Raw genomic sequence first — 20,169 nt, 5'->3', positions numbered from 1 at the left:
TTTCGTATATTTGCTTAATATCTTAAATTATTAATTACAACATATAAAAGTTGGTAATTAAGGATTCTTCAATCCATTAATAAAATCCTTAAAGCTATCAGCTATTTTATACGTATTTTCTTCTTCACTAGACTGTGGAAAATAAAAAGAATGATCCCAATAATATACACCATGGTTTTCAGTATCTGTAATAAGTACAATTAACCCTGAACTCGGATCATCTCCTATGATTAAACTGGTCGGTAACATATCTTCTTCAAACTCTTCATAGCATTCACTTAAATCAAAAGTTTTTTTTACACCTATACCATACAAAACATCTAAAGGGATTTCCTGATTTAATTCTTTAACAAAAAATTTACTATACCTAACTTTCGAAGTACCTCCGTTATATTCACTTAAAAATTTTTTATAATCTTCCGGAAGTAAAAATCCTAAAAACTCTTCTAATTCTTCAATTGATTCTTCAGTTGCTTTACCAAAAGCATTTAAATTCATTTATTTCACTCCTATTTAATCTTTTAACTTCTTAGCTAATGACATTCCACCCATATGTCGAAATCTTCTATGCATCTCTTTACTAACTTCTTGCATTGTTGTTAAATCTTGATGATGGTGCCATGTGTTTTCATCTAATTTTGGTCCATTTGGAGCTAATTCATCAGCTTTAGCAAAATCAATGTCATATCTATTAAATTCACCTATCGGAACTTCTTGTCTTACCAACCCAGCAGATTTAAAGTCGGGAAAACCTCCAGGATAAGAAACTCGATTTGGAGGAATCTCCCAATCAATATAAGTCCATATTCCTTCCTCACTAATTTCGATTTTCCCACCTTTTTTCTGCCATTTTTCAGGATCTCTAGAATATAAGGGTTTAGTAGATAATTGTTCCTCTGTAAATTTCACTATTTCTGGATTTTCACCCGTACCCTTACCCCCTCCACTACCCTTAGCAAGTTGATAAGCGTCATCCTTAGCTGCCGTACTTGCCTTTGAAAACTTTCCAGCTACTTCTCCAACAGTTGAAGATTCTATATAAGGAAGCCTCATTCCTATTCCAGTATCCACCATCCTAACTGCTACTGGAATAGGAGTATTTTCCATAGCATCTAGTGCATTTTTTAAAGTCTTATTTTCCTTAAGCGATTGTACCACATTTTTACCCAAATTTGGATTAAAACCAGGCATTCCTTCTTTGAATTTTAATAATTTGGCTAAATCAGCTAATTCACTCGTCCCTTTGAATGCTTTTACTCCTTTTCCTACCGCTCCAACAACTGGGATTGCATCTAATCCGCCAAAAATGATGTTTCCTACCCGCTCTTCTTGGCTCAATTTCCGGTGTGTTCCCCAGTCTTCTCCGTCGATACCACTTTTTATTTGTACAGCGCCGTATACTACTGCGGCAGCGGCCCCGAGTGGTGGACAAAGGATTGTTGTGATGATGATTCCTACGCCTATTCCTATGTCTCGCACCATTTCTAGTTTTTTCTGTTCATCTTCTATCGATTTGTATTCAAATCCTCGTGTGGATGGGACCACTTTCTTGTATTCTTCATAATTTAATTTTGCATCTGGATTTTGTTTTTTTAGTTCTTCGTACTCCGCTCTCAGTACGTTATCAAATGCAGGTGAATCTTTAAAAATATCTTCTACTGTTATTTTATCTTTCTTCTTCTGTATTGTTTGTGGTACACTTCCGTAGCCCGCATGCGCACCTGGTAATACTGTCGTTGTTGTAGAGCCAATTCGGTTATTTGTTTCAAAACTGAGAATAGATGTATCTCTCATTTTTTGAGCGAATTTATCCATTTCTACTAAAAAAGGTTTATCTATATGTTCAGACACCAATCGCCCTGCTTCTCCGCAATATTTTTGTAATGTCGTATAACTATCAAGTAATTCCCCGATTTTTTGCGATTGATCTTTAGGATTAAAATGTATACTACCATCCGAGTCTAAATCTCGTATTCTTCCATCAATTCTTTTTAATGATTCATTTGCTTCCCGTAATTTCATGAGTGCATCTTTTGTAATTCGATTCATACCATCCCCCATGTTTTGCCATGGTTCAGGTCTATATTTCACATCCATCTCGTTTTCATCCCCCCAGCCGTATGGTGATTTCTACAACTTACTTAATATTTCACGTAATTGTTCGTCCTTTTCAAGCATTTCTACACATACATTCCCTACAACTGTCGCTGACCTAGAATAGTGTTCAGCCAATTCTAGTGTTTTGTGTAATATATCAGGATATTTTTCAATTACTCTCATCGCTTCACCTTTTTGATAAAAATCACAGCTTAATAAACTCTCAATATTCGTTCCAATGACGTCTACATGGATTTTATATATATTTTCTAACTTCATTACTATATCTAGTAGTTCTTGAAAATTAACTAATACTTCTTCTCCACCACCAGAACCACTATCTCCCATTGATACTTGCATTATTGAATACCTCCTAACGAGAATTGTCTCGGGTCAATTAACTTTTTATATGGCATTTTTAACACGTCATACAATTTCTTATTAACCGCATAGAGGCTCACCCAGTCATATCGATTACGATCTACATCTATTTGAACGAAATCTTCTCCTTCAGTAAAATATAAGAAACATTCCCATTTTCCTCCTCTATTACTTCGAGGCCTCGTATACGTTTCTATCGCTATAACGTCTTTATTTGATAAATCTTTTTCCTCAAATGTTTGTTGTTCTGCCTCTGTCATTCTCTTTGAGAAAAATGTATCTTCTATTTCCCTCGGTTCTCTCAATAAGAAAGGGATGCGTGTTAATAAGGAAAAATATACGTCTGGCTTTGGTATGTAGTCGATCTCGTATTTTTTATTTGGCTCTATTTCCGTTAATACAGCCACTCGGTCTTTATCCTCTTTCAAAAAGCCAATTAATACATTATTCATTCTCGTGTATTCATGACAATTTTCATATTCCTTTAATAGTTCAATTATTTGAAAAGCTGCAGGGGTAATTCCATTTTCACTTGTAAGTAGGCCTTTTTCTTTTAAACTCGTAGTTGCTTTCGTGACACATTCTGCATCAAGTAAAATAATTGCGTCACGGTTTGGCAATCCAAATATATCGGTAACCCCAGCTGCACCTGCGAGAACATATAATTCAGCAGGTGCAAAACTCATTTCTTTCCCCATTCTTTTATCCCTCGTTTCTCCATCACAGTTGTTTTATCGCCCTTACTTCCGATTTATCTCCGTACGTTTGAATGCTTTTATCTAACTCTTTCAAAGCTTTCGTATGCCCTTCAAATGCCTCTACCATTTCTGAATTATATTGAATGATCAAATCAAGATAACTTAAAAAAGCATCTCGCGTTTTTCCATTCCATTTCGCACCTGTGACATATGCTTTTAAGTCTTTCGCTTGGTTTAAAGAATCCTTCATACCATTTTCAATGTTTTGTGCGTAAGAAATGGCACTTGCAGTGTTACTTCCTATAATTTCAACCTCTTTACCACTCATGTTGGTTCCCTCCATTCTTTGTATGCTTAATGGATAAAGTTTTCAAATTCCTTTTTCTTTTCTTCAAAAGCCTTGGTCGCTGCGGCGTATGCTGACGCTTTCTCTGATTCTGCTTTCGCTTTATATTCCAAATACTTTGCATAAGCTGTACTTTTTGCAGATCCAACATCGCTTAATGCACTTTTAAAATAGGATAATACTGTATTTAAGTCTTCATCCTTTTCATGACGTTTTTGTTCAAATTCAACTGCCGGAATTTTATTAGCTTCTAAGCCATTACTTTTACTCTCATACTCTCTCTTCGCTGATTCAGCCTCTTGAATGAATTGCTTTAACTCTCTTTCTTTATCTTTTAAATAATCATGTAAATCATCATACCGATCTCGTTTCCTCGCACTTTCTGTAAAACCAGACGCATTTAAAAAAGCATTGTATAATTCATCTAACATCTTTCTCCCCCTTTAGCACAATAACTATGTAGTTAAATTCGTATATTTAAACATGAATATTCATTACATTAAGAATTAACAAATAATTATTTTTACATATTGCTATTTTATCAAAGGATTTTAACATTTCCATATTTTATGAATGGCTTTCGCATTTTTCTTCAATAAAGTGAAACTTTAATCAATATGACTATGTATTTATGTGCAGAAATAATAAAAAACACTGCCAGGCGCAGTGTTTTTTATTACTACCTTCTATCCAATTCATTCATATTAAATTCTTGCTTGAGAGTAAGACCCATTCTTTCTTATTTCATCAACAACTATTTCTGGATAATCCCAATGAAGCGTACGAGTAGGCTCCCGGATTCGTTTTACTATTCCTTGGGCTGTTTTATTTTTATATTCATTCCAATATTTTGGCTCAGTCGCTCTTAAAAGAACGATAGAAAAAGGATCTGATATGAATATCAGATCCTTAACTTTAATTTCTTAATACATACATCTTTTTACACGATAACTGGTTCATACGTGCTCAAATTATCATACTCAGTTTTTACAATACTAGGCGGAAGGTTAACACATCCTCAGATTCACCTTTTCCTGTAGCAGTGCATAATGTTTAATAAAATTACAGCATATTTTTACTTACCAGACTTAATTTTTTCGTTATATTCTTCTAAAGTTAACCCTTTTTCTTTTAGATAAACAGCAACTTCTTTTCCTACATAACGATAGTGCCATGGCTCATACTTAATGCCAGTAATATTCTCTTTATCTTTTGGATAGCGGAGAGTAAATCCATATTCTGCAGCGTTCTTATCTAACCATTTGAATGCATCGGTAGTTTCAAATTTTGCATTTAAATCTTCTACAGTATTCTGCCATTCAACTGAAATAATGTCTAACGCTAATCCAGTATGATGTTCACTTGCACCAGGATACTGAAGATATTCCAATGCCTTAGCACTAGCCTCTTTATCCGACAGGCCTTGAGATTTATAGCTTTTAACTGAAGCATCATAATAAGTTTGTTGTAATTTTATAGCTCGATAACCTGATCTTAAATAAAGATTGATTCCCTCTTTTTTTGCAGCTGCTACCATATCCTGATAGGAAGTTGCAATTCTACTATCTATTTTCATATTTGGCTTCGCATTTTGGGTGATACTTGTTAATTCAATTCCTAGTTCCTTTGATAACATATGCTCTCTATTTACAAGGATAATTCTCCAATCATTAACATCAGAGATAGGTAAAACATCTTTTTTCTTCGTATGTATTTCATTTTTATTTTTATCGTTATTATTAGTAGTTGCCTGAGATGTTTGCTTTCCACTACAAGCAGCAAGACTCCATCCCATTGCTAATACCAATGCTAAAATTATAAATTTTTTAATTGTATCTCATTCCCTTTTTGTTTATTAGTCTTTATACCAATTTCCCAACACGTCTCTAGGAATCTCCTTGAAATCCTTCAAAGAAACGGGGCCGACAAATTTTTTAATTCCATGTTTTTTAGAATTTTCATCCGAATAATCTTTTAAAAATTGAATTTTAAATTGTTTCTTACCATCGGCATAGTCGGTTACTGTCGGTACGATTGCCGCTTGTCGTATACCAAAAGTTTTATCTTCATACTTAACAAATTGTACATAAGATAATCCTCCAACCAATGTTTCTAGTTTTTCTTGCGCAGAAATAAGATTTCCAAGAGAATAATAGATTAGCGTTTCATGTCCATCTTTATTTTGTTTCCACTCAATTGGTTGAATTACATGTGGATGATTTCCAATTACTACATCTACACCTAAATCTGTTAAATATTGAGCAACTTCTTTTTGTTGCTTTGAAGGTGTTGAGGTATATTCTACTCCCCAATGCACCATAACAATCACCATATCAGAGCTACTCTTTGCCTTTTCCACATCATTTTGTATCGCTTTTTTATCAATTAAATTTAAAGCCCAAGACTTATCAGCTGGAATTTTAATTCCATTCGTACCATATGTATAATTGAGTAACGCAAAACGAATACCATTTTTTGTAATCGTTTTTATTTCATTACGCTCGTTTTGACTCTCATTAATACCTACCGGGATAACATCCGGATATTTCTTCCAGTATTCTCTTGTATTCGCAACACCTTTAATACCCATATCCATAGCGTGATTTGTCGCTTGAGTCACTATATTGAATCCAGTGTCCACTAAAGATTGGCCTACTTCTTCAGGTGTATTGAAAGTCGGATATCCTTGTACTTTTAAATTATTTCCGGCAATCGGAGTCTCCTGGTTCACGATAGCAAGATCACTTGATTTAACAGCTTTTTTGATATTTTCATAAATATAATTATAATCATATGAACCGTCTTTTTGTTTGCCATCTTTAATTACTGCGTCATGATATAAATTATCACCCGTTGCTATTAAATTCACAACCGATTGTACTTTTTTATCTTCCGTAAAATTAGGAGACTGTTGGATAGGACTTTTATCTACCCAATTTGGTGCTTTTAATGATGTATCTATATTGGATTCAGCCGGTGGTAATGAAGCTTTAGATGTCTTAACATCAGTATTACCACAAGCGGTTAAAAGCACTAAAAAAATAAGACATACTAAAAAAAACTTTTTACTTCTCTGTAAAGTATCTAACATGTGATCCTCTTTTCTGTTTTATTCCTTATAACTAGTTCTAACAAATCATTCTTTACAACAACGTATTTTGGTTTTACCCTTAATTATGGAAGGACACTCTGTTACACCTGCTTCGGAATATACTAATAATTATTTTCCGCTTTCTAGCAATCTATCGATTCCATCAGAAGTGATAGATTACTAGAAAAAGATGATCCATCAGGATGTCGACTAGTTTGATATACCTGTTCCAATTGCAGTAACTCGTTTAATATTTAAACAAGATAGGAGAATCGTTCATATAGCCTCTTCTCTCGCTTTATGTTTAAGGTGCCTCCAAAAAAAGGGATCGTTGCTATACCCCTTTACATAGTACGAAATTTTTGCAACTAATTTCTTTCATTCAAGCGACAAACATTATACCGATAACAATAAGTAAGACCCAAGAACTTATTTTACCAATATACGAAAAAAGTAGCAATCTTTTGCCCCATATAAAGAAGGCAATTAGGAGAAATGAACGAGAGATTCATTCTATTCAATTCCTTCATTGATTAATAAAAAAACAAGCCACCCAACTATTGGATGGCTCTATACTATAAAGAGAATTTGTTATTGGATTACTTCAATTTCCCTTCAAAAACAATCTTCCTACCGCACGGCTCAACTACTGTTTTGCCGTCTTTCTTTACTTCATGAAAGATTGGCTCTTCCATACGACGAGACGGAGCGTAGCCTTCTTGTTCCATACGTGCTAAGCAGTCTGTAATTGTTTCATTTTCAAGTACTTCAAATTTCTTTTTATTAGGTTGTTTTGTCATGCCCTAACCTACTTTCTATTTTTCTTGATGCGAATTGATTTTTCATGTAGACCATATATAACATTGCGAGAATTCCCATTATAATCATAACCGCAATAAAAAAGCTTGTATACTGTATTTTTTCTATAAATACGCCACCTAATACAGGTCCCATAATACTTCCTAAACTAAAAGCGATTCCGGATAATATATTACCTGCTGGCAATAAGTGTCTCGGTAATAAATCTGTCATAAATCCAAGTCCTAACGAGAAGCACGATCCAATGACCATACCCGCTAACAACATGCAGGCAAAGACGATCCAGTAATATTGATCAAATACGGCGGCAAGTAGAAAAATGCCCGTACTTATGCTAAACGTCCACGTTAATATACGGTCCCTTCCGTATTTGTCACTTAATATACCGAGCGGAATTTGTGTAATAATACCCCCAACTGCAAATGCTGGTAATAAGAAGGATACATCTGAAACAGACCACCCTTTACGAAGTGCGTATACTGGTAAGTTACTGTTTAGCATTGCTTCAAGTACGCCATATGCAAGTGGACCCAGCAGTGCAATCCATCCTAATCCAACAACTTGTTTATAACGAGAAAATGATGATTCACTCTTCACTTCTCTTTCATCTTGCGCTGGGAATGCATTTTTTGTTGGAAGTAGTAAAAGCCAACCTATTAAACAAAGTATAGTAGATATAATAAATGGTGTTGCAAGACCGTACTGCACAGTGCTTGCTAAATACGGACCAACGGCAAAACCAATTCCGAAGAATACACCGTATATCGATACTTGTCTCCCTATTTTACTTGGGTCTGATGTTGTCGTGATCCATGTTTGTGTTCCGACATGAAGCATATGATCTCCAACTCCAACTAGAAATCTAAGGATAAACCATACCCAAAATGAAAATGTTTGTGTAAAAAAGAATAATGAAATAATAACGAGAAACCCACCTATAACAATAATCGGCTTCATTCCAAACCTTTGCATCGGTTTTTCAAGAAACGGCGAAATAACTAATATCCCAATGTACAATGCCGTCGCATGAATACCATTAATACTTGAACTAACCCCTTCTTGTTCAAAAATCATTGCAATGGCCGGTAAGAGCATTCCTTGTGACAAACCCGAGATTGCTACAATCCCAACCATAATCCAAAAAGTAAAACGCATTGACATCCTCTGTCCCTCTCCTTCTCACGCTTCCACTTTTCATTATAAACTGTTTCTTCAAATGCGTGTACGAATATTCGCAATAAAAAACAAGCTAAAAGAATGAACCTTTTAGCTTGTTATCTTATCCTTCCCAAACTTGCGCTTTCACATTGTAATGAAAGTGTTTAAAATATGGATTTTCATAAAATGAAGGTCCATATAAGTAATGTTGCATATGAGCTGTTAGTGGCTGCTGCATTTGTAAAGGAACTACAGCTGGTGAAACTTGCATATACATCGGATCTATCATTATTTTTGTATAGATATGATGATTATATGGCGAATAAGCGATTAAGGATGGTTTATGCATTGATAATCTCCCCTTATACATACAAATGTTATAGTATATGCAACACTTCTCATTTCGGGGATTATTTCTGTTCTAACCAATCCTCTACATGTTTTATAAATACATCTAAACAATCAATAAACGGCGAGTGTCCGCAATCTTCTAATACCTTCAACTCTGCATTTGGCAAATGTTTCGCTAATTCCTCACCGACTACTTGCGGTACGACATAATCTCTATCACCTTGTATGACGAGTGTTGGCGCTTTAATACGATGAATTTGTTTACTTCCCTCTACAACCCCATTATGTTCATCTGAAATATTAAATGTAATGAGCGCATAATTCACATCTACGAAATTACGTTGCGTTAACATATCATCTAAATACTTTTCATAACGATCCGGTTCAGGTTGATTATGTGTATATATTAATAGATTCCATACTGTACGGTAATATAGTTTGTTCATATTTTTTATCGCATCTAATACTGGAGCGATTTGTACTGGATCTTGCGCAATTTCTTCTTTCGTCTTTACTAAACTTGATACAATCGGCTGCCCATTCGTATCTTTTTTAAAGATTGGGTATCCTTTCATTCCTACTGATTCTACTAAAATTAACTTTTCTACAAAAGTTGGGTGATTCGCTGTAAATTGCATCGCAACGCCACCACCCATTGACCAGCCCATTAATGAAAATTTCTCTAGCTTTAACTCGTCAATAAATAATTTTACATCGTCTGCAAAGTCTTGTAATGAATCTATCGACTGATTATACGTTGATTGTCCAAACCCTCTTAAATCAAGAGCGTAAATATGGTATTGATCTTGCAACTTTTCAATAACTAAATCCCAATGTTGTGACGATGTCATGTTCCCGTGAATGAGTACAAGAATATCTGTATTTCGCCTTCCAACTTCCTGATATGCAATCGTTTCTCCGTTCGATAGTGAAACAAACTCCATTGTTGCAGGCTTAATCATCACAAGTTCCCCCATTCTATTTAATAGAAAGAAAATTCTTTACTTAATTAAAGAATAGCACGTAGAATATACGTTCGCAACATAAAACCTATAAGAATTTTTTACATAAATCAACATGTCTATTACTAGACAATTATTATAAAAAAGTATATAGTTAGCTAGGTAACTAATTTGAAAGGATCAAAATACATGGACGAAAAACAACATTTTTTTCACATCGTCAGCCAGACTTCTCGAAAGTTTACGAAGAAATTTAATGAACGTGTATCTCCAACAGGGTTATTTAGTGCGCAATGGGCTGTTATTTTCCGCATTAATCAAACTGGTTCTTGTACGCAAACAGAATTGTGCCAGTATTTAAATGTTGAATCACCAACGATGACTCGTACGTTAACACGTATGGAAACGATGGGATGGATTATTCGTACAGAAGGTAAAGATCGCCGCGAGAAGCTCATTTCTTTATCCGAAACAGCGATAAAGATGATTCCAGTATGGCAAGAAGAAGTTGATACTTTCGAAGAAAAAACGCTAGAAGGTATTAATGAAGATGATTTACATCAAGCATTTCAAGTGTTACAACAAATTATTAAAAATTTAGATTAAATTGGAGGGATGACGATGCAAAGTGAGAAACTTTGGACGAAGGATTTCCTCGGAACTTGTTTTAGTAGTCTATTTCTCTTCTTAACATTTTACATGCTTATGACTACTCTGCCTGTCTATGTCATAGACGGCCTAAAAGGAAAACCTGAGGAAATTGGTTTAGTTGCAACTGTGTTTCTTATTTCTTCTGTTTTATGTAGACCATTCACAGGAAAATGGCTCGATGATTTAGGAAGAAAGAAAATATTATTTATTTCACTTTCATTATTTTTAGCCGCTACTGTTATGTATTTCGGTGCGCAAAGTTTATTCTTATTACTTGCCCTTCGCTTCTTGCACGGTATTGGGTTCGGGATGGCAACGACAGCTACTGGTACGATTGTAACTGATGTTGCGCCAGCTCATCGACGAGGCGAAGCGCTTGCATATTTCGGCGTATTTATGAGTCTGCCGATGGTAATTGGTCCTTTTTTAGGTTTAACAATTATTTCTCATTTTTCGTTTACTGTATTATTTATCGTTTGTTCCGTATTTTCATTACTTGCATTTTTATTAGGACTACTTGTAGATATTCCGCACGAAGCACCTGTTAGCAAACAAAAACGTGAAAAAATGAAATGGAAAGACTTAATCGAACCATCTTCTATTCCGATTGCACTTACAGGATTTGTTTTAGCCTTTTCTTATAGTGGTATTTTATCCTTTATTCCTATTTATGCGAAAGAACTCGGTTTAAGTGAAATTGCAAGTTACTTCTTTATTTTATACGCACTTGTTGTTGTCATTTCTCGTCCATTTACAGGAAAGATTTTTGATCGCTTCGGTGAAAATGTACTCGTTTACCCTGCTATCATTATTTTCACAATCGGAATGTTCATATTAAGCCAAGCACAAACTTCATTTTGGTTCCTTGGCGCAGGTATGCTAATCGGTTTAGGTTACGGGACATTAATTCCAAGTTTCCAAACGATTGCGATTTCTGCCGCTCCAAACCATAGACGTGGTTCTGCGACAGCTACGTATTTCTCATTCTTTGATAGTGGTATTGGTTTTGGTTCTTTCATTTTAGGTATTGTCGCAGCGAAATCCAGTTATCATAATATGTATTTTATCGCAGCTATTATCGTTGCGTTCACTTTACTTTTATATTATGGATTACACGGACGAAAACAAAAATTCAAGAAACAACCTACAGACGGAAAAATTTCCGCTTAACGTTAATAAGGAAAGTAAACTTCCCCGTTTACTTTCCTTATTTTGTATTTCTTTCAAGACGAGCGTATACTTATAGTAGAAATAAAAAGGAGGGCCATATATGAAACTAAAAAAATCTCCCCTACTCTTACTTATACTAACATTCATATTTGTAATTACAGGGCTTGGGTTTACTTACTTCAAACAAAATAAAACGACCCCATCAAAACATAATGTGACAAAAGAAAACTGGTTAAATGACCCTTACTTACGTTGGTCGTACACACACATGAAAGAATTCACTTTAGTTAATAACGTAAAAAACAATCCTGACCAAATTGCTCACTTCCCTTCCGCATTGCAAAACTTAGACGATTTTGCTGTGGAGCGTAGATTCGGAAATACAACTCCTCTAAAAAAACTTTTAGATGATAACAAAACAGATGCTTTTGTCGTTGTACATAATGGACAACTTGTTTACGAACGATATTTCAATGGGTATAAACAGAATGAACCTCATGGTATGGCATCATTAGCAAAAGTCTTTACCGGGGCAATTATACAATCTCTCGCTGAAGAGAATCGTATCGATTTAGAGAAAACAGCTGACACTTACATAAAAGAATTAAAAAACACACCGTTCGGTAATGCCACACTTCAGCAATTAATGGACATGCAAGTGTCAGCAGAATACCCGACCCACGGATATGAGCAGCCTGGGCTAGAAAATCAAGATGCACAATTATATTTAGCTAGCAATATTTTACCCCGCGGCAAAAATTACGACGGTCCGATGAAAATTTATGATATGTTACGAGAAGCCGAAGAAACGGCACCGCCTGGTTCTGCCTTTTCTTACAATAACGGATCAACAGAAACGCTCGCTTGGATTATTAGAACTATTACTGGTAAATCACTAGCTGAAAATGTAAGCGAACGAATTTGGTCTCAAATTGGTATGGAAGAAAACGCGTATTACGTTACAGATGAAACGAAAATAGAACAAGCAAGCGCTGGCTTAAATGCAACTGCTAGAGATATGGCGAAATTCGGGCAATTACTATTAAACAACGGGGAATATAACGGAAAACAAATTCTCCCTTCTTCTATTACTGAAGATATAAAAAATGTCCAAGAAGGTGAACTTGCAATTAGCCCTGGAGCTTCCATTTCTTATCATAATCAATGGTGGATTCCCCACAATGAACAGGGTGCTTTTGAAGTGTTAGGTAGTTACGGACAAACACTTTACATCGATCCGAAAGCAAATATGGTAATTGTCCACTTCTCTTCTAACGCTATGCCAAGTAATGAAATACATTCGACTTACTCAAATATGTATATTGATATTGCACATCATTTAGAAAAGCTTCCACAGTAGTGGAAGCTTTTTCTTATTTCGGTGTTTTATTTGAATCCATTATATTATTCCAGGTTTAAAAGCATTCGTAAATCTACTATACTCATCATGGTTATTCATCATTAAACTTTTTATTAGCAATCCAATAAAACGTTACGAAGAGTGTCAATAAAATCCATACTATAGTTAGTAATCCATTGATTATTGCGTTTGAATTTACTCCCCCCGTGACTAACATTTCCATTGCATACTTACTCATACTGGCTGGATTAAGCTGATCCATTATTGGATTCAAACCGACGATTACTCTACAAGCTAAAAGGAAAACAATTGAAATTAATGCAATCATACCTTGACTTTGAAAAATAGCACTTATCATTGTTGTGAAAGATACGATAAAAAGAACCCAAATTAAATAAAATAGTAATCCAGTAATTAGGTGTGCGAATGGAACAACAGTAAAAAGATAATTTACATATATATAAGAAGTAACGAATCCAATTGTTACACTAAACGCTACCATTAAATAGTTCGACACTATTTTCCCACCTACATATGAAGGAACAGTAACAGGCCTTGTTAAAATAAAGGCCAACATACCATTAGCTTTATCTGTTTGAATAGCACCCATCATAGAAATCACTAGAATCATAAGTCCAAGCTGATCAAACTGGGATCCCAAAGTACTCGCTAATACTTCGCCCCCTTTTTGCGTTGCCATACTCGAATCAATGGTAATTCCCTGTCCTCCACCTAACGCTTCTAAAATTGATGGCAAATAATGAGTTACTATCGGTTGTGTTGCGCCTAAAAATATAAAAACAATTGGTAGCCAAATAATCTTGAAATCACGTAACATTTGAACACATTCTTTTTTTATCAATACAATTGAGTTATTCATTTTTGCACCACCAATTTCAAGAAGATTTCTTCTAAAGTATCGTTGCTCATTTCAAATTTAACGATGTTCACTTTATGTTCGAGTGCATTTTGCAATAACATATTTTTATTTATTTCAATGCTTTCAACCTTCACTTTGATTTTAAGCCCAACCACTTCAACGTCCTTCACATACGGTAATTTTTTTACAATTTCAATCCACTTTTGATCTTTAGCTGTTATTTCAATCATTAATTTATTTTCACTATTACGATGTAAAAGTTCCGTAATCGTTGTATCTTCTATTTTTGTTCCATCTTTTATAATGACAAATCGTTCACAGATTTCTTCCGCATCGCCTAATATATGGGTTGATAATAAAATGGTTGTATCTTTTTTTATTTCTTCAATTAAATTCAATACTTCCCGTCGGCCGATTGGATCTAATGCGGATACCGGTTCATCCATGACAATAAGTGACGGTTTATGCAATAATGCTTGTGCAATACCAAGTCGTTGTTTCATTCCACCAGAAAATGTACTAACCTTTGCGTTTTCTTCGTCCTTTAGTCCAACTTTCTCCAAAATCTTTGGAATCGACTTTGACAATTCTTCTTTTTTCAATCCCGAAAGTTGGCCCATAAAGGTAAGCGTTTCTCTCGCTGTCATCCAATGGAAAAAATTAGGATATTGCGGTAAATAACCAATTTCACTTTTCATTTTTGATATTTTTATCCCATTCAATAAAACTTCACCAGCAGTTGGATGAATAATATCCGAAATTACTTTTATTAATGTGGATTTCCCTGCTCCGTTCGGTCCAATTAATCCGACGCATTCCCCCGCTTGCAGTTCCATCGAGAAATTATTAACCGCAATTTTTCTTTTAAATACTTTTGTTACATTTTTAATCTCTAATTTCATAATTTCTCACTATCCTTTCTCCCTATAACGAAGTAGAAAATAGGTCCCAATACATTAATGAAAAGAATAATGAACGTCCATACAAGTACATTTTTTCTTGTTTTTCTATGTCGGTATAAATCAATGAATGCAATGAAAACTAAAAGTACCCCCACTGCAATAACTGGCAATATAATGGGTAGAAAAGTCATAATATCAATGTCTTTAAGATCATTCAATCCATAATGTAGTTGCATTATTGTCATTCCTCCCTAAATTCATTCTCATTATTGATAATGATAAAACACAAACGAATGAATTGCAAACTTTATTCTCATTATTTATAATGAGAATAAAAATACATAATAAATAAGGTGAGCGAATGAATAATAAAGTTGAAATTTTAATGCATCCGGTAAGAATGAAAATTTGCCAAGTGTTAATGAGAAATAAGGAAGATGGGCTAACACCATTAGAAATGGTAAAAATCATTAAAAATGTACCACAAGCCACACTATATAGACAGCTACAAACTATGGTTGATTCTGGTATCGTCCATGTAATTAAAGAAAAAAAGGTGAAATCTGTTTCTGAAAAATATTACGCAATCAATGAAGAAGATGCAAAAATTGAAGGAAGTGAATGGAAAGGATTATCTGATGATGAAAAGTTAAACTACATTTCCTATTATCAGTTATCACTTATGACACAATATCAAAGTTACCTTAAGAAATTAGAGGAACAAAACAGTCAAGAAGATACTGCTACTTTTTCTGTAGTAGAATTAAAGCTAGATGAAGAACACTTTGGAAAATTTCAAAACGAACTTAACGAATTAATGATTAAATACTACAATAGCCAAAGTAAAGGCGACGAAATAGAGACTCCGGTTCGGACTGTCGCTATTACAATTATTCCAGAAACTTAAATTTACTCGATATAAAAATGCAAATCAATAATTTGAACTAAATCCTGAAAACAGGATACCTCTCAAAACACCTAAACCATCTGCTTCCTATATTCTCTTTAGGGGCTAGGTGGTTTAATTTTTCTTGAATTCACACACAAATGTAGTAATGAATGTATTACTTTTGTTATCTTTTATAAGTAAAAAGCTTCATCTTTTTAATGAAGCTTTCTATCACTTTATTAAAAAGATAATAAATTAATCGTTTCCTTTAAAACACTTCCCTTACAAAGATTGTCTGTTCATATTGGTCGAAAATTTCTTCTATAGATGAAAATAAAGTTTCTTCCGGGATGATGAACTTTATTTTTTGACCATTTTTTAACATGAAGGAAATCGTTCCATTATCATTAAAACCTGTATGAAACGTTCCTCGTTTATTTAATAGTACCTCTTCAATTATATTTATTTCAATTGAAAAGTTATTCTTTAATTGCAAGAGTTCATGTACATCGCCAGTATGTATTTTTGCATCTATTTCAGTTTCTAAGTTTAATTGTTTTTTCTCAATTTTTTTGAACCAAAACAAAAACAATAGCTCTGAAATACCAGGTAATTGTTTTTTATAAGCATGTCGGCTATGAAACTGTCCGCCAATCTTTATAAAATATATACAGTCACCTGTAATAAAAACTTTATAATATATATCTGCCGTAAACATTTTAGGCTTTAAAAGATAAAAACTTTTGATCATAATTCCCCCATCAATTTTAAATGTATTTGTATAAACATTTTTAGCTAGATTTGTGCTAAAACATATTTCTCATGTAATGCAACACTATTGTATTGAATCTCCTCTCCCTTTGCAACAGTTGCTTTGAAGCCAGCTAGTAACCTTTCTCTATACTATCCCTATAAGTGCTACCCCATTTCCAACCGTTTTTCTTCTAGTATATTAAAAGCAGAATTTGATACGAGGCTCTATATCAATCTATCAATAAATTACCACTCTGTAAATATCTGAATTTTCTTTACATTGAAGGTTATCTCCTAAACAACCTCGAATAATTGTAATACATATACATAAGGAGGTTGATCTATTTTGTTTCGTTCCTTTACAAATGGTTGCGTCGCCTTAGTGCAACGCTTCTTGCCAGAACCGTTTATTTTATCATGTTTACTAACTGTTTTCGTTATCTTCTTTGGTATGTTTGCGACTCACCAAACACCTGTAGAAATGATTAATCACTGGGGTAATGGAATTTGGGGACTCCTCGCCTTTTCTATGCAAATGGCACTTGTACTCGTGACTGGATCTGCTTTAGCAAATGCTCCTCTTATTAAAAAAGGATTAACGAAAGCTGCCAGACTACCAAAAACAACTGGACAAGGCATTATTGCCATTTCAATTGTAAGTTTACTCGGTGCATACATAAACTGGGGCTTTGGAATTGTTGTATCTGTTTTATACGCAAAAGAAGTGGCAAGGCAGCTGGACGGATTAGATTATAGACTAGCAATCGCCTCTTCTTACTCTGGATTTCTCATTTGGCATGCCGGTCTTTCTGCCTCTATCCCTCTTACGTTAGCAACAGGCGGTGAAACGTTAATTAAAACGACTGCTGGAAGTATTAAAGAGGCGATTCCAATAACAGAAACGTTATTCTCACCATACGCTCTCGTTCCAGTTATTATTTTTCTCATTACGATGCCTCTCATTAATAAAGCGATGCATCCAGATGAAAAACATACGATTACAGTAGATCCTAGCGTGTTCCATGAAGAAGCTGCTGCTCAAGAAGTAGAAAAAAATACGTTCGCTGAAAAGATGGAAAATAGCATTATTATTACACTTTGCGTTGGATTGTTAGGTCTCATTTATATTTTCAATTACTTTTATACGAAAGGATTTAATCTTACTCTCGATATCGTGATTTTTATGTTATTAATTACTGGACTTATTTTCCACCGCACTCCGATTCAGTATATTCGCGCTTTTTCAGACTCTACGAAAAGTGCCTCTGGCATTTTACTTCAATTTCCGTTTTACGCAGGAATTATGGGCATGATGATTGGAGCAAATAGTGAAGGACTTTCACTTGGAGGAGCTATTTCTAATTTCTTTATTAGCATTTCAAACGAATCAACTTTCCCGCTCTTTACTTTTTTAAGTGCTGGTATCGTTAATATTTTCGTTCCATCTGGTGGCGGTCAATGGGCTGTGCAAGCACCAATTATGATTCCAGCTGGCGCTGAACTTGGTGTACCTGCTGCAAAAACAGCAATGGCAATTGCATGGGGCGATGCTTGGACGAATTTAATTCAACCTTTCTGGGCATTACCAGCATTAGCGATAGCTGGTTTAGGTGCTCGTGACATTATGGGATTTTGTGTTGTGAACTTACTATATGCGGGTTTTATCATTAGTCTATGTTTCTTATTTATTTAAACAAAAAGCTAGTTTTATACTAGCTTTTTTACATAATAAATCACTTATTTCCCACGCAATTTATAATCTTCTCCCACTCTAACTCCGTAAGATGTAATGACTCAAATGCAAAAAAATCTTCGCAAATTTTTCCGATCAGGTGTGGATGTTCCCTCAAAAAATTCCACTGTAACGCTTTAGGAAGAAAATATGTTTCATATTCTTTACTTCCCCTTACTACCTGATCAACTTCTCTTTCACAAATTCCTCTTATTAAATAATCATTTCTTAACTCTATTTGAATTTGCTGAAATGTTTCGCTGCATTTTTTCAATTGAAGTAAACACGTAACATACTTCCGAAAAAGTTCGCCATCATACTGAACACAGTTTATAATACGATCGACTTCATTCATAATGCACGAGCCTTTTCTTCTATTTGTAATAACCATTTCTCACGCTTTGATACTTTACTCGTTTTCACAGATTGAAACACTGACCGTTTTATATCGCGAATGCCACAAAAACGTAAAATACCTCTCTTCATCATAATCCAATCTGCTGATCGATATAACAATGCGACGTACCATAGAGGCGAGTCTAACGTATTAATAACCCATGCTTTTTTCCCTTGCAATAATCCTTTCGGCAGAGCCCCTTCATATTTATAAGCAAATCCAGCTACGAAAATACGATCGATAAATCCTTTTAAAATTGCTGGCATCCCCCACCACCATATTGGATAGATGAATAGAAGTGTATCTGCTTCTTCTACTAACGTTCTATACCGAGCTGTTTCCTCTTCATTTACTAAATCGCGTCTTTTCTTCTCTTCATTAAATACGAGGACTGGATCAAATTGTTCTTTGTATAAATCAAGTACGGTAACTGAATGATTTGTTTCCTGTAGTCCTTTTTGCACATGATTGAAAATCGCCGCGTTAAAACTTGAAGGATTAGGATGAGCATATATAATTAGTACGTTCACTACAAAACAACTCCCTCTATACGTTAAAGTTTCTCCTTCTTTAATAACTTCTCTACAATTTGTACGTTTTTCGAACTTTGCAACAATCGATTTAATAATATAAGTAACTCTTCTTTTTCTAAATCTTTCAGTTTCTCTTTAACTGCACTCTCACCAGCACCTTGCATATCATAAACAACTGCCGCCATATGTTTACAATAATTTTCATAGGGACACTCACAGTTACTTTCTGAAAAATCTTCGAGATCGATAACTACTTCATAATTCCCTGCATTTCCAGTAACGAAAGCAAACACTTTTTTATCTTGTATTTCAACATCTTCTACATGCCCATCTTCATAATATTCATATCCCTTATCTACAATGTACTTTGGGATCCATTTCGTTATATCTTTTAATAAGTAAGCGTACATAATTGTACCCCTTCCTTTAATTCCCTTTTGACTTCAAAAATCCTGCATGTTATTCTAATTACTGTTAAGTAGCAAGTCTACGTGACAAAACGACTGACACCTATTCGGCGAAGGTGTCTCTTTTCATTTGCAGCCGATATGAATTGCCTCTTTCAGGCACATTCAATTTTTGACACTACACACTCAACACCATTCCCTGTATCAGGCTGCTTTAGCAGTCTTTTACTCTACATACTCCGTTATTTTAAGAAAAAAAGAGAGCTTAGCTCCCTTTTCTCGCCTTATACAATACCCCTTTTTCAGCATAGAGATATTCATCAGCTAATGTAATTTTCCCATCCAGTTTTAGTTCGTCTAATAATCTTGATAAATAAAATTGATGCAACATCTTTTTCGTGAATTTTCCTTCATGATGCGAAACGATATGTTCTTGAATATCTAACAATGATATCGGCTTATCTTGCTCTATCATATATTCATAAACTGTACTACGCAGTTTTACGTATTTTTCGAGTGTCACAGTAATGCGCAACCCCTTTCTTCTTAATATAAATTTTCGTAATCGGTTTTTTTGCAATAAAAAAACCTC

25 protein-coding genes are annotated in these 20,169 nt (G+C 34.5%); 5 read left to right on the top strand and 20 right to left on the bottom strand.

Annotated features, from left to right (window positions below):
- Nucleotides 1-57: 57 nt before the first annotated feature.
- From IQ781_RS26915 to phaZ, 12 genes are all read right to left on the bottom strand, one after another.
- Nucleotides 58-498, bottom strand: coding sequence for an SMI1/KNR4 family protein (locus IQ781_RS26915; protein WP_001052204.1), 441 nt, complete (start codon nucleotides 496-498; stop codon nucleotides 58-60).
- Between the two features lie 15 nt (nucleotides 499-513).
- A complete protein-coding gene (locus IQ781_RS26910) occupies nucleotides 514-2,097 on the bottom strand; it encodes an HNH endonuclease (RefSeq protein WP_139847137.1) in 1,584 nt (527 codons plus the stop codon).
- A 33-nt stretch (nucleotides 2,098-2,130) separates the two neighbouring features.
- A complete protein-coding gene (locus IQ781_RS26905) occupies nucleotides 2,131-2,457 on the bottom strand; it encodes a hypothetical protein (protein ID WP_001198201.1) in 327 nt (108 codons plus the stop codon).
- On the bottom strand, nucleotides 2,457-3,176 hold the full coding sequence (locus tag IQ781_RS26900; protein WP_000514121.1) for a DUF5081 family protein: 720 nt from the start codon (nucleotides 3,174-3,176) through the stop codon (nucleotides 2,457-2,459). The genes IQ781_RS26905 and IQ781_RS26900 overlap by 1 nt, the downstream gene beginning before the upstream one ends.
- Nucleotides 3,177-3,198: 22 nt before the next feature.
- Nucleotides 3,199-3,504, bottom strand: a complete 306-nt coding sequence (locus IQ781_RS26895; protein ID WP_000014535.1) for a WXG100 family type VII secretion target — start codon at nucleotides 3,502-3,504, stop codon at nucleotides 3,199-3,201.
- 26 nt (nucleotides 3,505-3,530) lie between these two features.
- Nucleotides 3,531-3,953, bottom strand: coding sequence for a hypothetical protein (locus tag IQ781_RS26890; RefSeq protein ID WP_000883466.1), 423 nt, complete (start codon nucleotides 3,951-3,953; stop codon nucleotides 3,531-3,533).
- A 644-nt stretch (nucleotides 3,954-4,597) separates the two neighbouring features.
- The gene (locus IQ781_RS26885) at nucleotides 4,598-5,329 is read right to left on the bottom strand and encodes a M15 family metallopeptidase (protein WP_282093698.1); all 732 of its coding nucleotides are present in this window, start codon (nucleotides 5,327-5,329) and stop codon (nucleotides 4,598-4,600) included.
- A gap of 48 nt (nucleotides 5,330-5,377) precedes the next feature.
- On the bottom strand, nucleotides 5,378-6,613 hold the full coding sequence (locus IQ781_RS26880; RefSeq protein ID WP_000887602.1) for a CapA family protein: 1,236 nt from the start codon (nucleotides 6,611-6,613) through the stop codon (nucleotides 5,378-5,380).
- A gap of 599 nt (nucleotides 6,614-7,212) precedes the next feature.
- Entirely contained in the window at nucleotides 7,213-7,413 is a 201-nt protein-coding gene (locus IQ781_RS26875) for an NETI motif-containing protein (protein WP_000166303.1), read from the bottom strand.
- On the bottom strand, nucleotides 7,397-8,593 hold the full coding sequence (locus IQ781_RS26870) for an MFS transporter (RefSeq protein ID WP_000062798.1): 1,197 nt from the start codon (nucleotides 8,591-8,593) through the stop codon (nucleotides 7,397-7,399). Before IQ781_RS26870 ends, IQ781_RS26875 begins: the two co-directional genes overlap by 17 nt.
- A gap of 118 nt (nucleotides 8,594-8,711) precedes the next feature.
- The gene (locus IQ781_RS26865) at nucleotides 8,712-8,939 is read right to left on the bottom strand and encodes a hypothetical protein (protein WP_000549500.1); all 228 of its coding nucleotides are present in this window, start codon (nucleotides 8,937-8,939) and stop codon (nucleotides 8,712-8,714) included.
- Between the two features lie 61 nt (nucleotides 8,940-9,000).
- Nucleotides 9,001-9,903, bottom strand: coding sequence for an intracellular short-chain-length polyhydroxyalkanoate depolymerase (gene phaZ / locus IQ781_RS26860; RefSeq protein WP_000594877.1), 903 nt, complete (start codon nucleotides 9,901-9,903; stop codon nucleotides 9,001-9,003).
- 189 nt (nucleotides 9,904-10,092) lie between these two features.
- Here phaZ and IQ781_RS26855 point away from each other — a divergent pair, with 189 nt between their 5' ends.
- The 3 genes from IQ781_RS26855 to IQ781_RS26845 all read left to right on the top strand — a co-directional run bounded on the left by IQ781_RS26855 (nucleotide 10,093) and on the right by IQ781_RS26845 (nucleotide 13,084).
- Nucleotides 10,093-10,509, top strand: a complete 417-nt coding sequence (locus IQ781_RS26855; protein WP_000343680.1) for a MarR family winged helix-turn-helix transcriptional regulator — start codon at nucleotides 10,093-10,095, stop codon at nucleotides 10,507-10,509.
- Nucleotides 10,510-10,524: 15 nt separating this feature from the next.
- Complete coding sequence (locus IQ781_RS26850; RefSeq protein WP_001190318.1) at nucleotides 10,525-11,724, top strand: MFS transporter; 1,200 nt, start codon at nucleotides 10,525-10,527, stop codon at nucleotides 11,722-11,724.
- Nucleotides 11,725-11,824: 100 nt separating this feature from the next.
- Nucleotides 11,825-13,084, top strand: a complete 1,260-nt coding sequence (locus tag IQ781_RS26845; protein WP_063220615.1) for a serine hydrolase domain-containing protein — start codon at nucleotides 11,825-11,827, stop codon at nucleotides 13,082-13,084.
- 91 nt (nucleotides 13,085-13,175) lie between these two features.
- Here the strand turns inward: IQ781_RS26845 and IQ781_RS26840 are convergent, their stop codons facing one another.
- Genes IQ781_RS26840 through IQ781_RS26830 form a run of 3 tightly spaced genes read right to left on the bottom strand, consistent with a single transcriptional unit; the run spans nucleotide 13,176 to nucleotide 15,102 of the window.
- The gene (locus IQ781_RS26840) at nucleotides 13,176-13,964 is read right to left on the bottom strand and encodes an ABC transporter permease subunit (RefSeq protein ID WP_001065773.1); all 789 of its coding nucleotides are present in this window, start codon (nucleotides 13,962-13,964) and stop codon (nucleotides 13,176-13,178) included.
- Nucleotides 13,961-14,866, bottom strand: coding sequence for an ABC transporter ATP-binding protein (locus IQ781_RS26835; protein WP_000764116.1), 906 nt, complete (start codon nucleotides 14,864-14,866; stop codon nucleotides 13,961-13,963). Before IQ781_RS26835 ends, IQ781_RS26840 begins: the two co-directional genes overlap by 4 nt.
- A complete protein-coding gene (locus IQ781_RS26830; protein WP_001175971.1) occupies nucleotides 14,863-15,102 on the bottom strand; it encodes a PLD nuclease N-terminal domain-containing protein in 240 nt (79 codons plus the stop codon). Before IQ781_RS26830 ends, IQ781_RS26835 begins: the two co-directional genes overlap by 4 nt.
- A 125-nt stretch (nucleotides 15,103-15,227) precedes the next feature.
- Here IQ781_RS26830 and IQ781_RS26825 point away from each other — a divergent pair, with 125 nt between their 5' ends.
- Nucleotides 15,228-15,773 (top strand): transcriptional regulator, encoded by a 546-nt coding sequence (locus IQ781_RS26825; RefSeq protein WP_001060889.1) that lies wholly within the window; start codon nucleotides 15,228-15,230, stop codon nucleotides 15,771-15,773.
- A gap of 250 nt (nucleotides 15,774-16,023) precedes the next feature.
- Here the strand turns inward: IQ781_RS26825 and IQ781_RS26820 are convergent, their stop codons facing one another.
- Nucleotides 16,024-16,506, bottom strand: coding sequence for a hypothetical protein (locus IQ781_RS26820; protein ID WP_000597307.1), 483 nt, complete (start codon nucleotides 16,504-16,506; stop codon nucleotides 16,024-16,026).
- Between the two features lie 348 nt (nucleotides 16,507-16,854).
- Here IQ781_RS26820 and IQ781_RS26815 point away from each other — a divergent pair, with 348 nt between their 5' ends.
- The gene (locus tag IQ781_RS26815) at nucleotides 16,855-18,201 is read left to right on the top strand and encodes a short-chain fatty acid transporter (RefSeq protein WP_063220613.1); all 1,347 of its coding nucleotides are present in this window, start codon (nucleotides 16,855-16,857) and stop codon (nucleotides 18,199-18,201) included.
- Nucleotides 18,202-18,241: 40 nt separating this feature from the next.
- Here the strand turns inward: IQ781_RS26815 and IQ781_RS26810 are convergent, their stop codons facing one another.
- The 4 genes from IQ781_RS26810 to IQ781_RS26795 form a co-directional block, all read right to left on the bottom strand.
- Nucleotides 18,242-18,595, bottom strand: coding sequence for a hypothetical protein (locus IQ781_RS26810; protein WP_001006477.1), 354 nt, complete (start codon nucleotides 18,593-18,595; stop codon nucleotides 18,242-18,244).
- Nucleotides 18,592-19,167: an NAD(P)H-dependent oxidoreductase gene (locus tag IQ781_RS26805; RefSeq protein WP_001101572.1), complete on the bottom strand. Its 576-nt coding sequence runs from the start codon at nucleotides 19,165-19,167 to the stop codon at nucleotides 18,592-18,594. The genes IQ781_RS26810 and IQ781_RS26805 overlap by 4 nt, the downstream gene beginning before the upstream one ends.
- Nucleotides 19,168-19,190: 23 nt before the next feature.
- Complete coding sequence (locus IQ781_RS26800; protein ID WP_000271526.1) at nucleotides 19,191-19,580, bottom strand: SWIM zinc finger family protein; 390 nt, start codon at nucleotides 19,578-19,580, stop codon at nucleotides 19,191-19,193.
- A gap of 262 nt (nucleotides 19,581-19,842) precedes the next feature.
- A complete protein-coding gene (locus tag IQ781_RS26795) occupies nucleotides 19,843-20,100 on the bottom strand; it encodes a hypothetical protein (protein ID WP_000171476.1) in 258 nt (85 codons plus the stop codon).
- Nucleotides 20,101-20,169 lie beyond the last annotated feature (69 nt).

Origin of the sequence: Bacillus sp. N447-1, assembly GCF_022701035.1 — a bacterium.
Classification (GTDB): Bacteria; Bacillota; Bacilli; order Bacillales; family Bacillaceae_G; genus Bacillus_A; species Bacillus_A cereus.
Note: the sequence above shows the minus strand (reverse complement) of the source record. Positions and strands in the feature narration are given on the sequence as shown.